13 protein-coding genes are annotated in these 16,297 nt (G+C 49.5%); 11 read left to right on the top strand and 2 right to left on the bottom strand.

The genetic code is table 11. The features are described 5' to 3' along the window. Nucleotides 1–201 precede the first annotated feature (201 nt). The 5 genes from LG384_RS10085 (at nt 202) to LG384_RS10065 (ending at nt 6,158) form a co-directional block, all read left to right on the top strand. The gene (locus LG384_RS10085; protein WP_048221580.1) at nt 202–1,437 is read left to right on the top strand and encodes an MFS transporter; all 1,236 of its coding nucleotides are present in this window, start codon (nt 202–204) and stop codon (nt 1,435–1,437) included. Nucleotides 1,438–1,458: 21 nt separating this feature from the next. Beyond that, complete coding sequence (gene ydiB / locus LG384_RS10080; protein ID WP_225760849.1) at nt 1,459–2,325, top strand: quinate/shikimate dehydrogenase; 867 nt, start codon at nt 1,459–1,461, stop codon at nt 2,323–2,325. Nucleotides 2,326–2,360: 35 nt separating this feature from the next. After that, on the top strand, nt 2,361–3,119 hold the full coding sequence (gene aroD, locus LG384_RS10075) for a type I 3-dehydroquinate dehydratase (RefSeq protein ID WP_225760848.1): 759 nt from the start codon (nt 2,361–2,363) through the stop codon (nt 3,117–3,119). A gap of 278 nt (nt 3,120–3,397) precedes the next feature. Then, the gene (locus tag LG384_RS10070) at nt 3,398–4,993 is read left to right on the top strand and encodes an acyl CoA:acetate/3-ketoacid CoA transferase (protein WP_225760847.1); all 1,596 of its coding nucleotides are present in this window, start codon (nt 3,398–3,400) and stop codon (nt 4,991–4,993) included. A gap of 13 nt (nt 4,994–5,006) precedes the next feature. Further along, nucleotides 5,007–6,158, top strand: coding sequence for an acyl-CoA dehydrogenase (locus LG384_RS10065; protein ID WP_045442178.1), 1,152 nt, complete (start codon nt 5,007–5,009; stop codon nt 6,156–6,158). A 54-nt stretch (nt 6,159–6,212) separates the two neighbouring features. Here the strand turns inward: LG384_RS10065 and LG384_RS10060 are convergent, their stop codons facing one another. Continuing rightward, complete coding sequence (locus LG384_RS10060) at nt 6,213–7,103, bottom strand: AraC family transcriptional regulator (RefSeq protein WP_045442176.1); 891 nt, start codon at nt 7,101–7,103, stop codon at nt 6,213–6,215. 508 nt (nt 7,104–7,611) lie between these two features. Here LG384_RS10060 and LG384_RS10055 point away from each other — a divergent pair. The 5 genes from LG384_RS10055 (at nt 7,612) to fadK (ending at nt 12,688) form a co-directional block, all read left to right on the top strand. Then, nucleotides 7,612–8,376, top strand: coding sequence for an electron transfer flavoprotein (locus tag LG384_RS10055; protein WP_045442173.1), 765 nt, complete (start codon nt 7,612–7,614; stop codon nt 8,374–8,376). Between the two features lie 21 nt (nt 8,377–8,397). Then, nucleotides 8,398–9,333: an electron transfer flavoprotein subunit alpha gene (locus LG384_RS10050; protein WP_225760846.1), complete on the top strand. Its 936-nt coding sequence runs from the start codon at nt 8,398–8,400 to the stop codon at nt 9,331–9,333. Nucleotides 9,334–9,389: 56 nt separating this feature from the next. Further along, on the top strand, nt 9,390–10,679 hold the full coding sequence (locus tag LG384_RS10045; protein ID WP_045442169.1) for an FAD-dependent oxidoreductase: 1,290 nt from the start codon (nt 9,390–9,392) through the stop codon (nt 10,677–10,679). After that, nucleotides 10,676–10,969 (top strand): ferredoxin family protein, encoded by a 294-nt coding sequence (locus LG384_RS10040; RefSeq protein WP_045442166.1) that lies wholly within the window; start codon nt 10,676–10,678, stop codon nt 10,967–10,969. Before LG384_RS10045 ends, LG384_RS10040 begins: the two co-directional genes overlap by 4 nt. An 81-nt stretch (nt 10,970–11,050) precedes the next feature. Continuing rightward, nucleotides 11,051–12,688, top strand: coding sequence for a medium-chain fatty-acid--CoA ligase (gene fadK, locus LG384_RS10035; RefSeq protein WP_225760845.1), 1,638 nt, complete (start codon nt 11,051–11,053; stop codon nt 12,686–12,688). A gap of 52 nt (nt 12,689–12,740) precedes the next feature. Here fadK and ppsA read toward each other — a convergent pair whose 3' ends face one another. After that, complete coding sequence (ppsA, locus tag LG384_RS10030) at nt 12,741–15,119, bottom strand: phosphoenolpyruvate synthase (RefSeq protein ID WP_045442162.1); 2,379 nt, start codon at nt 15,117–15,119, stop codon at nt 12,741–12,743. Between the two features lie 329 nt (nt 15,120–15,448). On the opposite strand from ppsA, the gene ppsR reads away from it, so the two are divergent. After that, entirely contained in the window at nt 15,449–16,282 is an 834-nt protein-coding gene (gene ppsR / locus LG384_RS10025) for a posphoenolpyruvate synthetase regulatory kinase/phosphorylase PpsR (RefSeq protein WP_045442159.1), read from the top strand. Nucleotides 16,283–16,297 lie beyond the last annotated feature (15 nt).

Genomic DNA, 16,297 nt, shown 5'->3' with positions numbered 1-16,297 from the left:
GGTTAATTTTTAAAACATCAGTAAAACAACGGCAGTAAGAATTGGGTTTCACAAATTAGCATGCAATATACCTGGTAACTAAAACGCCATGCTATGTGGGTGAAATGACACCCTCTCGGTATATTAATAACATGAACGCCGTCATTTAAATCATAGCGACGACAATATAATAATTTTAACATCCGCAAGGAGTTGTGAAAAATGTCTCAACACAAGGCCTTTAATACGCCATTTCTTCTGGCGATAACCTGTATTTATTTAAGCTACTTTTTACACGGCATTAGTGTCATTACGCTGGCGCAAAACATGACATCCCTGGCAGAAAAATTCTCAACAGATAATGCAGGAATTGCCTATTTAATTTCGGGAATTGGCCTTGGGCGACTGGTCAGTATTCTATTTTTTGGCGTTCTCTCAGATAAATTTGGTCGTCGGGCCATCATCCTGTTGGGCGCTATTCTGTATATGTTCTTCTTCTTCGGTATTCCTGCCAGCCCAAATTTAATGATTGCATTTATTCTGGCTGTTTGTGTCGGCGTGGCAAACTCAGCCCTCGATACAGGCGGCTATCCGGCGTTAATGGAGTGTTTTCCCAAAGCATCAGGTTCAGCCGTTATTCTGGTGAAAGCCATGGTGTCATTTGGACAGATGATCTACCCCATCATCGTCAGTACCCTGCTGCTTAATCATATCTGGTACGGCTATGCGGTTATTATCCCCGGCGTATTGTTCGTCCTGATTACCCTAATGCTATTAAAAAGCCGCTTCCCGAGTCAGATAGTGGATGCTGGCGTCGCGAAAGATTTGCCGCAAATGAACAGCAAGCCACTGGTCTGGCTGGAGGGAGTGGCATCCGTGATGTTTGGGGTTGCCGCATTTTCAACGTTTTATGTCATCGTGGTCTGGATGCCCAAATACGCCATGGCGTTTGCCGGTATGGCGGAAGCCGACGCGTTGAAAACTATCTCCTACTACAGTATGGGGTCGCTGGTCTGCGTCTTTATTTTTGCTGCGCTACTGAAGAAAATGGTTCGTCCTATCTGGGCCAACGTTTTTAACGCGGGTCTGGCAACCATTACGGCGGCGGTTATCTATCTGTACCCCTCACCGCTGGTGTGTAATGCAGGCTCATTTCTCATCGGATTCTCTGCGGCAGGCGGTATTTTACAGCTCGGTGTTTCCGTGATGTCAGAGTTTTTCCCCAAGAGCAAAGCCAAAGTCACCAGTGTTTATATGATGATGGGAGGTGTCGCCAACTTTATTATCCCACTAATCACCGGATACCTTTCTAACATTGGTCTGCAATACATTATTTTGCTGGACCTCGCATTTGCTCTGCTGGCATTTATCACTGCCATTATCGTCTTTGTCCGTTACTACCGCGTATTCAATATTCCCCAAAACGATGTGCGCCTGGGCGAACGTTATTTTCAATAAACAGTTTAATAGGAGTTTCAAATGGACGTAACTGCAAAATATGAACTGATCGGTCTGATGGCCTATCCTATCAGGCACAGTCTGTCGCCCGAAATGCAAAATAAAGCATTAGAAAAAGCAGGATTACCGTTTACCTACATGGCATTTGAAGTTGATAATTCAACGTTTGCCAATGCGATTGCCGGGTTGAAAGCATTAAAAATGCGCGGTACTGGGGTATCTATGCCCAACAAGCAGCTGGCATGTGAGTATGTTGATGAATTAACCCCCGCCGCCAAACTGGTGGGCGCAATCAATACCATCGTCAATGATGACGGCTACCTTCGTGGCTACAACACGGACGGTACCGGACATATTCGCGCAATTAAAGAAAGCGGCTTCGATATTAAAGGTAAAACCATGGTACTGTTGGGCGCAGGTGGCGCATCTACGGCTATCGGTGCGCAAGCGGCAATTGAAGGTATAAAAGAGATTAAGCTCTTTAACCGTAAAGATGAGTTTTTCGCAAAAGCGGTTGAGTTCGCCAAACGCGTGAATGAAAACACTGACTGCGTGGTGACCGTTATCGATCTCGCTGACCAGCAGGCGTTTGCAGAAGCGTTGGCCAGTGCGGATATTTTGACTAATGGCACTAAAGTCGGCATGAAGCCACTGGAAAATGAATCCATCGTCACCGACGTCTCTTTGCTACGTCCGGATCTGTTGGTAACCGAATGCGTCTATAACCCGCATATGACCAAATTGCTGCAACAGGCACAACTTGCAGGTTGCAAAACGATTGACGGTTACGGCATGTTGTTATGGCAAGGAGCTGAGCAGTTCAAGCTCTGGACAGGAAAAGATTTCCCGCTGGAGTACGTTAAACAGGTTATGGGGTTTGCAGCCTGACGGGCAAGTATCAGTAAATATTTAAAGGGTAATCAATGAAAACCGTAACCGTAAGAAACCTCGTTATTGGCGAGGGTGCGCCGAAGATCATTGTCTCGCTGATGGGTAAAGACATCTCAACGGTAAAAAGCGAAGCGCTGGCCTATCGTGAAGCAGACTTCGACATTCTGGAGTGGCGCGTTGACCATTTTGCGGATGTTTCATCAATTGACGCCGTACTGGAAGCCGCCCGCGCAATCCGCGATGTGATGATCGACAAACCGCTGTTATTTACCTTCCGCAGCGCGAAAGAAGGTGGCGAACAGGCGCTGTCTGTAGAAAAGTACCTTGCGCTTAACCGTGCGGCAGTAGACAGCGGTCTGGTTGATATGATCGATCTGGAACTTTTCACCGGCGATGAGCAGGTTAAAGCAACCGTCGAACACGCGCATGCGAAAAATGTCTTTGTGATTATGTCTAATCATGATTTCCATAAAACACCGGCGGCAGAAGAGATTATTCAGCGTCTGCGCAAAATGCAGGAACTTGGCGCAGATATTCCTAAAATTGCGCTGATGCCGCAAAGTAAAACGGATGTTCTGACGTTACTCAGCGCCACGCTGGAGATGCAGGAACGCTACGCCGATCGCCCGGTGATTACTATGTCAATGGCCAAAACTGGCGTTATTTCACGTCTGGCAGGTGAAGTCTTTGGCTCAGCTGCAACCTTTGGCGCAGTAAAAAAAGCTTCAGCCCCGGGGCAGATCTCCGTTACCGATCTGCGTACCGTACTGACAATATTACATCAGGCTTAATAACAAAATATTTCCACGATACACAAAATCATTCAAGTTGCATCAAGGCAGTAAATAAGCGAATCCCGATGAGCTTACTTAAGGTAAGTGATTCGGGTGGGAGCGTGCAGCCAACGCAGAAGCAGCTTGCAGGATCACGGGTATAAATATAAATAACTCGCTGGCTCAGATATCCGTTTAACAGCGTATATCTGGCAATCAGCTAAGCATTATTAAAGTGAATACTATTTTATCGAATATATCGATAGGTATTCGCACACATATAATCTGGAGTTTATATGAAACTTAAAAGACCTGAACGTATTCAAGGTCGGGTACCGGTATTATCGGCAGCGGACGCAGTGGATTATATTCCTGATGAAGCGACACTTTGCGTATTAGGTGCAGGTGGCGGTATTCTTGAAGCTACCAAATTAATTACTGCATTGGCTGATAAATATAAAAACAACCAGTCCCCGCGTAATTTATCACTGATCAGTCCGACAGGATTAGGAGATCGGGCAGACCGGGGGATTAGCCCGCTGGCGCAGGAAGGTTTAGTTAAATGGGCGCTTTGCGGGCATTGGGGACAATCACCACGGATCTCCGATTTAGCCGAACAGAACAAAATCGCTGCGTACAACTACCCACAGGGGGTATTAACTCAAACGTTACGCGCCTGCGCGGCCCACCAGCCAGGTATTTTAAGCGATATCGGCCTTGGCACATTTGTTGACCCTCGCCAACAGGGTGGCAAGCTGAATGAAGTGACCACTGAAGATTTAATTAAACTGGTGGAGATCGACAACAAAGAGTACCTCTACTATAAGGCCATCGCGCCAAATATCGCCTTTATTCGCGCGACTACCTGTGACAGCGAAGGCTACGCCACCTTTGAAGATGAAGTGATGTATCTCGATGCGCTGGTCATTGCCCAGGCCGTTCACAACAACGGTGGCATCGTCATGATGCAGGTGCAAAAGATGGTTAAGAAAGCCACCCTGCATCCTAAAGCGGTTCGTATTCCGGGCTATCTGGTGGACATTGTGGTGGTTGATCCCGATCAGACTCAGCTGTACGGCGGTGCGCCAGTTAACCGCTTTATTTCAGGTGATTTTGTCCTTGATGACAGCCACCAGACCGCCCTGCCACTCAACCAGCGTAAGCTTGTTGCCAGACGCGCTCTCTTCGAAATGCGCAAAGGCGCTGTCGGTAACGTTGGTGTAGGTATTGCCGATGGTATTGGCCTTGTCGCTCGCGAAGAAGGATGTGCCGACGACTTTATTCTAACGGTCGAAACCGGCCCTGTTGGTGGCATTACCTCTCAAGGCATTGCCTTTGGTGCTAACGTTAATACCCGTGCCATTATGGATATGACCTCCCAGTTTGATTTCTACCACGGTGGCGGACTGGATGTGTGCTATTTAAGTTTTGCTGAGGTGGATCGGCATGGCAACGTTGGCGTACATAAATTTAATGGCAAGATTATGGGCACTGGCGGTTTTATCGATATTAGCGCCACCTCGAAGAAAATTATTTTCTGCGGCACATTAACCGCCGGCAGTCTGAAAACAGAAGTGACCGATGGTAAATTAAATATCGTGCAGGAAGGTCGGGTGAAGAAATTCGTTAATGAATTACCCGAAATAACTTTCAGCGGAAAAATTGCCCTCGAACGCGGACTTGATGTGCGTTATATCACTGAACGCGCCGTGTTTACGTTAAAAGAAGACGGCCTCCATTTAGTTGAGATTGCACCAGGAGTCTCTCTGCAAGAAGATATTCTGGACAAAATGGATTTCACACCCGTTATTTCTCCGAACCTGAAACTGATGGACGAAAGATTATTTATTGATTCTTCGATGGGTTTTGTATTGCCCGACGCCGCCAATTAAAAGGAGTACCCAGATGGACTTTTCATTAACTGAAGAACAAGAGCTGCTGCTTGCCAGTATTCGGGATCTGATTACCAGTAATTTCCCGGAAGAGTATTTCCGTACCTGCGATCAGACCGCCACCTACCCCAGAGAATTTATGCGTGCCCTTGCGGATAACGGTATTTCGATGCTGGGTGTACCGGAAGAGTTTGGCGGTATACCGGCTGACTATGTCACACAGATGCTGGCTCTGATGGAAGTGTCAAAATGTGGAGCTCCCGCATTTTTAATTACCAACGGTCAGTGCATTCACAGCATGCGTCGTTTTGGTTCAGCCGAGCAACTACGTAAAACAGCAGAAAGCACAATGGAAACGGGCGATCCAGCGTATGCGTTGGCATTGACCGAACCTGGCGCCGGGTCCGACAACAACAGTGCCACGACCAGCTATACGCGTAAAAATGGCAAGGTGTACCTGAACGGACAAAAAACGTTCATTACCGGAGCCAAAGAGTATCCATACATGCTGGTACTGGCGCGTGATCCGGAGCCTAAAGATCCGAAGAAAGCCTTTACGCTGTGGTGGGTTGACTCCAGTAAACCCGGCATCAAGATTAACCCGTTACACAAAATCGGCTGGCACATGTTAAGTACCTGCGAAGTCTATCTCGACGATGTCGAAGTTGACGAAAGCGACATGGTCGGTGAAGAAGGCATGGGCTTCCTCAACGTGATGTATAACTTTGAAATGGAACGGTTGATCAACGCTGCGCGCAGCACCGGTTTTGCGGAGTGTGCCTTCGAAGACGCAGCACGTTACGCCAACCAGCGCATTGCATTCGGCAAGCCCATTGGGCATAACCAGATGATCCAGGAGAAACTGGCACTCATGGCGGTTAAAATCGAGAACATGCGCAATATGGTACTGAAAGTCGCCTGGCAGGCCGACCAGGAGCAATCGCTGCGTACCAGCGCAGCACTGGCAAAACTCTACTGTGCTCGCACTGCGATGGAAGTGATCGACGACGCAATTCAGATTATGGGTGGCCTGGGTTATACCGATGAAGCGCGCGTTTCCCGATTCTGGCGAGACGTACGTTGCGAACGTATTGGTGGCGGCACCGATGAGATCATGATTTACGTAGCTGGTCGTCAGATCCTGAAAGATTATCAAAACAAATAAGTGATGGTAGCAACCCGGATAGCGTATAAATGCTATCCGGGCTTATGCCAGGGATCAGACTTCCGGTAGCAGGCATTCCTGCTCAATCAGATTGTTTTTAAACTGCTTACGATAGTCGCTGGGTGAACACCCCACATGCCGTTGAAAGAGTTTGGCAAAATGATCGACATTTTCATATCCCACCCGCCACGAAATCTCACCTAACGAAGCCTCAGTATTTGTCAGGGAGAATTTCGCCTCTGTCATCCGTCGCTGAATAACATAGTTAATCGGTGAAATACGATACTCTTTGGTAAATTCATGGCAGATATAACTGACGCTGGCACGAAATTTTTTGGACAACTGATCCAGCGTTATTTTTTCGCGGAAATTGTTATTTAAATAAACCAGTACATCTTTAATTAAGATATCTTTTTTAATATACCCTTGCTCCGAACGATAAGCATTTTTAAAGTTTTCATAAAATAAAACGGTTAAGGCATAAGCGAAGGCATCATAAGCCGCGGAGGTCAGATTATTTTTGCTCTGCGGGAGCATGATGCTAAGTTCATTAAAGATACTTTTAATGACCTCCTTTCCTTGCCCGGCGCTGATGACCGGACATGAATGCCCTTGCAATAGCTGATTCTCCTGCCAGCCTTCAAAACGGAAGCCGTACAATGCACAGGTATAAGTGGTCGCAGGCGAGCTGCTGTCAGAGGCGACAGCATGGAGCCGCCCTTGTTCTATCACGACAATATCGCCGGCATGCGCGACATACAGTGAAGAATCAATAATTAATCTGGCGACCCCTTTTTTGACATAAATGAGCTCTGTTTCATTGTCATGAACATGGTGGCCAGACTCCCAGTTAGGATCATCACTAATGACGAAGCGTGAAAATCTGGGCGTTTTCCCCTGCTCAAAAAGGGTTTCCATCGCATTATCAAAACATCGTTGATACATGACAACCTCCACCTTAAGACAGTAATTTTAGGAACATTTAATAATGACAAATTAAAGCGATGAGCCATGTTATACAATGATAATCCATACTAGCGAAACAAAATTATTTGTGCCAACTGCAAGATGATACTCCCGGTTGGAGTGAATTATCCCCACTATTTATTTGCATTTTAAATTTATTGAAAAGGATAAATGTTATTTCTTTAGAGGCAATAATTTACATAACGGAAACAAATATCGCTCAATAGTGAATAAAAATATGATGCACTTCGCAAAGATCTCCTACAGTTTGCCTGGTCCAATTATTTCTTCCACAATCCGTTTTCCTTCCATTCTGATCAACGTTGCACTCTGAGCTCATTTTTTTTTGCAAGATTGTTAGGAATGAAAACAGATTGCCCCGTCGAAAACACATTACATCTACCGCACACTATTTTCAGTCAAATTTTACCTACTGCCGATGATGACGCACTCCGTCATCATCCGAACGTGACCCACTGGAGATACCATGAAAATAATAACCTGCTTTAAGTTGGTACCTGAAGAACAGGACATTGTTGTTACCCAGGAGCGCTCGCTTAACTTTGACCGAGCCGAAGCCAAAATCAGCCAGTTTGATTTGAACGCGATGGAAGCCGCTGCACAACTAACCGCTGAGGGTGATGAGATCGTCGCCTTAACGGTCGGAGGTTCATTGTTACAGAACTCTAAAGTGCGGAAAGACGTGTTGTCCCGCGGTCCGGATAGTCTGTTTCTGGTACAGGATGCGCAACTGGAACATTCACTGCCCAGAGACACTGCTCAGGCCCTGGCCTGCGCCGCGAAAAGTATTGGATTTGACCTGATGATATTTGGTGAAGGATCAGGCGATCTCTACGCGCAGCAGGTGGGCTTGCTGGTGGGAGAATTGCTACAACTTCCCATTATTAACGCAGTAAGCAGCATTCAACGTAACGGCGGCCATGTTCTGGTTGAGCGCGCGCTTGAAGATGAAATTGAAGTCATCGACCTCCCCCTTCCCGCCGTGCTTTGCGTCACGTCAGATATCAATACACCGCGTATTCCTTCGATGAAAGCCATTCTTGGCGCGGGTAAAAAACCCGTTACGCAGTGGCAGGCCAGTGATATTGGCTGGACACCAACGCCACCATTAGCAGAGCTGGTTGAGATCGTGGTTCCGCCGCAAGCCGAGCGCAAGCGCATCATTCTGGAAAACGACTCGCCAGAAGCCATTGCCGAACTGGCTGAGCATCTGAAAAAAGCCCTGAACTAAACCCAACGGAGAGAGATTATCATGAGTAAATTAGCCAACGTCTGGGTGTTCAGCGATAACGTAGAACGCTATGCAGAGTTAATGACCGGTGCTCGCCAATGGGGTGAGCAGGTGCACATCATTGTGCAAGGTAGCGAACAGGCAAGCAGGGCTAAGCGGCTGGGTGCCGATGAAATAATCGTCCTCGAACAAATCTCCCCCTTGCAGCGTATTGAAAACTATGCGGAGACCCTCGTCGCCCTGATAAAAGAACACTCTGGCCTGTTGCTGATGCCTGCCACCAAACGCGCCAAGGCCCTCGGTGCGCGTCTGAGTATTCAACTCAATGCAGCGATGGTGAACGATGCCACATCGGTAAGTCTTGATGCCGGGGCACTTTTCGCTGAGCACCGCATGTATGGCGGTCTCGCATTCGGCAAAGAAAAACTCAACAGTGCTCTGGCGATTATCACAATCGCCGCCGGAGTGCTGGAGCCGGTAGAAGAGAATCAGGAAAACAGCTGTCCGGTTACTTCCGCAACGTATATCACTCCGCACCATGAAGTTATCTGCCAGGAGCGTCGCACCAAACCACTTAGCAGTGTTGATCTCAGTAAAGCCAAACGCGTCGTGGGTGTTGGTCGTGGCCTGGTTGCACAGGACGACTTACAAATGGTGCATAACCTGGCTGCTGTACTGGGCGCTGAGGTGGGATGCTCACGACCGATTGCTGAAGGTGAAAACTGGATGGAGCGCGAACGCTATATTGGCGTTTCAGGCGTATTGCTGAAATCTGATCTTTACCTGACGCTGGGCATCTCAGGGCAAATTCAACATATGGTCGGCGGAAACGGTGCGAAAATTATCGTCGCCATCAACAAAGACAAAAAAGCCCCCATCTTTAATTACGCCGATTACGGTCTGGTGGGCGATATCTACAAAGTTGTTCCAGCCCTTATCGAACAGCTAAGCCGCTAACCCCCTATTTAACGCACAGATCCCGCCGCCCTCGCGGCGGGAAGGGAGCATAAAGCATGTCAGATGAAAAATTTGATGCCATTGTGGTCGGTGCTGGCGTGGCCGGTGCGGTAGCAGGCTATGTGATGGCAAGTGCAGGACTGGACGTGTTGGTTATTGAGCGTGGAAACAGCGCTGGCAGTAAAAATATGACCGGTGGCCGGCTCTACGCACATAGCCTTGAAAGCATCATGCCTGGATTCGCTCAGCAAGCGCCCATCGAACGTAAAGTGACCCGCGAAAAAATCTCATTCCTGACCGAAGAAAGTGCCGTGACCCTGGACTTTCACCGTGAAAAAACCGATGCCCCAGCGCAGGAGTCGTATACCGTTTTGCGCAACCGTCTTGATCCCTGGCTGATGGAAAAAGCCGAACAAGCAGGTGCGCAGTTCATTCCGGGCGTTCGCGTCGATGCGCTGATCCGCGAGGGCAATAAAGTTACCGGTGTACAGGCTGGTGACGATATCCTGGAAGCTAATATTGTCATCCTTGCCGACGGTGTTAATTCCATGCTGGGCCGCTCACTGGGCTTAGTCCCCGCCTCCTCAGCACATCATTATGCCGTCGGTGTAAAAGAACTGATCGGCTTGTCTCCCTCTGTTATTGCAGATCGTTTCAATCTCTCGGGCAATGAAGGTGCAGCCTGGCTGTTTGCCGGCTCGCCATCTAACGGACTCATGGGCGGTGGTTTTCTGTATACCAACCATGACTCTGTTTCTCTGGGGCTGGTGTGCGGCCTGGGGGACATAGACCACGCCACAAAAAGTATTCCGCAAATGCTGGAAGATTTTAAGCAGCATCCCACTATTCGCCCGCTGATTGAAGGAGGTGAATTGCGAGAATACTCGGCACATATGGTGCCTGAAGGTGGTCTGGCAATGGTGCCCAGACTGTTCGATGATGGCGTGATGATCGTCGGCGATGCCGCCGGTTTCTGTCTGAATTTGGGGTATACGGTACGCGGCATGGATTTAGCCATTGCTTCTGCGGAGGCGGCAGCTAAAACAGCGATTGCCGCGAAAGAACGGCAAGATTACTCCGCCAACAGCCTGATGGACTACAAGCACGCTCTCGAACAGAGTTGCGTAATGCGCGATTTACAGCATTTTCGCAAGATCCCGGCGCTGATGGAAAACCCGCGTCTGTTTACCCAATACCCACGCATGGTGGCAGATATCATGAGCGATATGTTCACCGTTGACGGACGTCCGAATCAACCGGTTCGCAAGATATTTATGTCCCATGCAAAACAGATTGGGTTAATGAACTTACTCAAAGACGGCATTAAGGGAGCAACAGCGCTATGAGTCAGGACAATACCGTTAACGTTGACGTCAAACTGGGCGTCAACAAATTCAATGTCGATGAAGGCCATCCGCATATTATTCTGACCGATCATCCTGACGTTAATGAATTTCGCAAATTACTGAAAGCCTGCCCCGCCGGACTGTATAAGCAGGACGAAAGCGGAAATATTCATTTTGATTCTGCAGGGTGTCTGGAGTGTGGGACTTGTCGGGTACTTTGCGGTGAAACAATCCTCGAACAATGGGAATACCCGGCAGGGACATTTGGTGTGGAGTTCCGCTACGGCTAACGGATTTTGCATTTTACAGGCCGGATCGGATGCTACTGCCGTCCGGCAAGAAGTATGCCGAAAATAATCCAGGGACAAACAATGAAAGTCACGCTAACGTTTAATGCCGAGCGTAGAAAAACATACCGACAGCAGGGATTTTGGGGGGATGCCTCACTCGGCGACTACTGGCACCAAACTGCTCAGGCCGTGCCGGACAAAATCGCTGTAGTCGATAATCAGGGCGATTCATATACCTATGCCGCACTCGACAGTGCAGCCAACAGCCTGGCATCCTGGTTTTTATCCTGCGGGATCCAACCTGGCGATCGTATTGCTTTTCAACTGCCGGGCTGGTGCGAATTTACTCTTATTTATCTGGCCTGTCTGAAAACGGGGGCCGTTTCCGTTCCCCTGTTACCCGCCTGGCGCGAGGCAGAACTGGTGTGGGTACTGAACAAATGTAAAGCGAAGATCTTTTTCGCGCCGACCCTGTTTAAGCAGACCCGACCGGTCGATCTGATCCTGCCCCTACAAAATCAGTTACCGCATCTGCAACAGATTGTCGCCGTGGATAAACTGGCTCCTGCAACGGCATCATTGGCGCTCAGTCAGCTACTTACGACCCCACCGTTAACCAAAGCGATTAGCGTTCATGCCGACGAACTGGCCGCAGTGCTTTTTACCTCCGGTACTGAAGGGATGCCGAAAGGCGTGATGCTGACCCATAACAACATCCTTGCCAGCGAGCGCGCCTACTGCGCCCGCCTCAACCTCAACTGGCAGGATGTGTTTTTAATGCCTGCTCCGCTTGGGCACGCCACCGGCTTTCTGCATGGCGTAACAGCGCCGTTTTTAATTGGTGCGCGCAGCGTGCTGCTGGATATTTTTACCCCAACAGCCTGCCTCGAACTGTTGCAGCAACAGCGTTGTACCTGCGTACTCGGCGCAACACCCTTCGTCTATGACATCCTGTGCTGTGTCGAAAAGCAACCTTACGATCTCTCATCACTGCGCTTCTTCTTATGCGGTGGCACAACTATTCCGAGAAAAATTGCCCGCGACTGTCAGCAGCTCGGCATCAAACTGTTAAGCGTCTATGGCTCGACGGAAAGTTCACCGCATGCAGTAGTAAACCTTGATGACTCACTTTCCCGCATGATGAATACCGACGGCTACGCCGCCGCTGGCGTCGAAATAAAAGTGGTCGATGAAGCGCGAAAAACGCTGCCACCAGGCACAGAAGGTGAAGAAGCTTCGCGCGGGCCCAACGTCTTTATGGGCTACCTTGATGAGCCAGAAATGACTGTCAGAGCGCTGGATAGCGACGGTTGGTACTACAGTGGTGATTTGTGCCGAATGGACGACGCGGGATACATAAAAATTACCGGACGTAAGAAAGATATTATCGTGCGAGGTGGCGAGAATATCAGTAGTCGTGAGGTTGAAGACATTCTATTGCAGCATCCGCGCATACATGATGCCTGTGTTGTTGCCATGCCAGACGATCGATTAGGGGAAAGGTCGTGCGCCTACGTAGTGCTCAAGTCCCCGCATCACTCGCTTTCGCTGGAATCTGTGGTAGCTTTTTTTAGTCGTAAACGGGTGGCAAAGTACAAATATCCGGAACATCTTGTGGTGATCGAAAAATTACCCAGAACGGCGTCCGGTAAAATTCAGAAGTTCTTGTTACGCCAGGATATTATTCAGCGCCTGCAGGCTGAATGTGTTGAGGTATAAGTGTGGCAGAGATGACAGGATGGCGGCGCGAACGCCGCCATCCTGGTTGATATTACTTTTTCAGTTCAGCCAGACTCAGCCATGTCTGTACAACGGTATCCGGGTTCAACGACAGGCTGTCGATCCCCTCTTCCATCAGCCAGGCAGCGAAGTCTTCGTGGTCAGATGGACCCTGACCGCAAATACCAACGTATTTACCCTGTTTCTTGGCTGCGCGAATCGCCATCGACAGCAGTGCTTTCACCGCGTCGTTACGCTCATCAAACAGCTCAGAAACAACGCCAGAGTCACGGTCCAGACCCAACGCCAGCTGCGTCATGTCGTTAGAGCCAATAGAGAAGCCGTCGAAGTGCTCAAGGAACTGCTCAGCCAGCAAGGCGTTGGATGGGATCTCACACATCATGATGATCTTCAGCCCGTTCTCGCCACGTTTCAGCCCCTGACGCGCCAGCTCATCCACCACCGCTTTTGCCTGGGCCACAGTTCGTACGAACGGTACCATCACTTCAACGTTCGTCAGTCCCATTTCGTTGCGCACGCGTTTCACCGCGTCACATTCGAGGGCAAAACAGTCGCGGAAGCTATCTGAAACATAACGACCCGCGCCACGGAAGCCCAACATCGGGTTCTCTTCATGCGGTTCATAACGCTCGCCGCCGACCAGGTTGGCGTATTCGTTGGACTTAAAGTCCGACATACGGACAATGACACGTTTTGGATAAAACGCCGCACCCAGCGTCGCGATCCCTTCGGTCAGACGACCAACATAGAATTCGCGAGGGGAGTCGAACCCTTTCATCATTGAGCGGATTTCTTTTTGCAGCTCAGGCGTCTGATCATCAAACTCCAGCAGTGCGCGAGGATGCACGCCAATCATGCGGTTGATGATAAATTCCAGACGCGCCAGTCCAACGCCTTCGTTCGGCAGACAGGCGAAATCGAAAGCCCGGTCCGGGTTGCCGACGTTCATCATCACCTTCAACGGCAGATCCGGCATGGTCTCCACGCTGGAACTTTTCACGCTGAAGTCGAGCATGTCAGCATACACATAGCCGGTATCGCCTTCGGCGCAGGAGACAGTCACCTTCTCGCCATCTTTCATGCGCTCGGTAGCATCACCACAACCTACGACAGCCGGGATCCCCAGCTCGCGTGCGATGATCGCCGCGTGACAGGTACGACCGCCGCGGTTGGTGACAATCGCTGCCGCTTTTTTCATGATCGGCTCCCAGTCTGGGTCGGTCATGTCGGTGACCAGTACGTCGCCTGGGTCAATGCGGTTCATTTCGCTGATGTCGTGAATCACCTTCACCGGACCCGCGCCAATGCGATGACCGATAGCACGGCCTTCAGCAATGATTTTACCCTGAGCATGCAGCGTATAACGCTCCATCACCTGGCCGCGAGAACGTACGGTTTCCGGACGAGCCTGCACAATGAACAGCTTGCCGGTGTGACCATCTTTAGCCCATTCGATGTCCATAGGACGACCGTAGTGCTTCTCGATCTGTACCGCCTGCTTCGCCAGTTCCTGCACTTCCTCGTTCGTCAGCGAGAAAATATCACGTTGATCTTGCGGAACATCTTCAATCGTAACCTGTTTACCGTGTTCCTGCGTCGGCGCGTAAATCATGCGGATTTTTTTCGAACCCATCGTGCGACGCACAATTGCCGGGCGGTTAGCGGCCAGCGTCGGTTTGTGCACGTAGAATTCATCAGGGTTGACAGCGCCCTGCACGACCATTTCTCCCAAGCCCCAGGCTGAGGTGATAAATACCACCTGGTCGAAACCGGATTCGGTGTCGATAGAGAACATCACGCCGGAAGACGCAAGGTCAGAGCGCACCATACGCTGGACACCCGCAGAGAGCGCCACCCCACGGTGGTCATAACCCTGGTGAACACGGTAGGAGATCGCCCGGTCGTTAAACAGCGAAGCAAATACGTGTTTTATTGCCACCAGCACCGCATCAAAACCCTGGACGTTGAGGAAAGTTTCCTGCTGACCGGCAAATGAAGCATCTGGCATATCTTCTGCGGTTGCAGAAGAACGCACGGCAAAAGAGGCATTAGCATCATCCGCGGAAAGCTGCGCGTAGGCATCGCGGACGGCATTTTCCAGCTCAGGCTGGAAAGGAGTGTCGATAATCCACTGGCGGATCTGCGCACCGGCTTTCGCAAGCGCGGTAACATCGTCAATATCCGTTTTATCCAGCAGCTCATAAATGCGCTGGTTTACACCGCTCTGGTCCAGAAACTGGTTAAACGCATCGGCGGTCGTTGCAAAACCATTCGGTACGGAAACACCCATACCGGAAAGGTTAGTAATCATTTCACCCAGGGAGGCATTTTTGCCCCCAACTCTGTCTACATCATTCATGCCGAGTTGGTTATACCAAAGCACCAGCGGTGACGAGCCATTGTTGGACATCGAACAATCCTTATATATGAACGAGGTTAGGAAACTCAATTTTGCGTAATTATCTTTGCATATTTACTTCAGCGAAAAAAACGGTGAATCGTTCAAGCAACTTTATTTTTTATTTTTTAAGATTGTTTACGCATTTGCGCAAACCCGCGAGCGGCACGGGATCACCACAAAAACTGTCGGTATAAACATTTGTTCCGAAAAATGAAATGTACTTTTCATTAAATATAAAAATACCGTTTCATTTTATAAAATAAGTATCGTTATATTCGCTTCTGGCGAATTTTAATTTATGCTTTCAGAGAATTATGTCAGCCCCCAGGATGAGCAAAATGGATAATGCTGTTGATCGTCATGTATTTTATATTTCTGATGGTACGGCCATCACCGCAGAGGTATTAGGCCACGCGGTAATGTCGCAGTTTCCAGTTACGATCAGCAGTATCACGCTGCCGTTTGTGGAAAATGAGAGTCGGGCCCGCGCGGTAAAAGACCAGATAGACGCCATTTATCAACAAACTGGCGTGCGCCCTCTGGTGTTTTACTCCATCGTGTTGCCGGAAATCCGCTCTATTATTTTGCAAAGTGAAGGGTTCTGCCAGGATATCGTGCAGGCACTGGTCGCTCCCCTGCAACATGAGATGAAGCTCGACCCCACGCCGATTGCCCATCGCACGCACGGTCTTAATCCGGGTAATCTCATCAAGTACGACGCACGCATCGCGGCGATTGATTATACGCTCGCTCATGACGACGGTATTTCGTTGCGCAACCTCGATCAGGCTCAGGTGATCCTGCTCGGCGTTTCCCGCTGCGGTAAAACCCCTACCAGCCTGTATCTGGCGATGCAGTTTGGGATCCGGGCGGCCAACTACCCCTTTATTGCCGATGATATGGATAATCTCGTGTTACCGGCATCACTGAAACCGTTACAGCATAAATTATTTGGCCTGACGATCGACCCTGAACGCCTGACGGCGATCCGTGAAGAGCGCCGGGAAAATAGCCGTTACGCATCACTGCGCCAGTGCCGGATGGAGGTGGCAGAAGTAGAAGCGCTATACCGGAAGAATCAGATCCCGTGGTTAAACAGTACTAATTATTCGGTAGAAGAAATTGCCACTAAGATCCTCGATATTATGGGGCTGAATCGCCGAATGTACTAGAACGCTAGTGCATTG

The organism is Citrobacter sp. Marseille-Q3906 (genome assembly GCF_916618775.1).
In the GTDB taxonomy this organism is placed as follows: Bacteria; Pseudomonadota; Gammaproteobacteria; order Enterobacterales; family Enterobacteriaceae; genus Citrobacter; species Citrobacter murliniae.
Note: the sequence above shows the minus strand (reverse complement) of the source record. Positions and strands in the feature narration are given on the sequence as shown.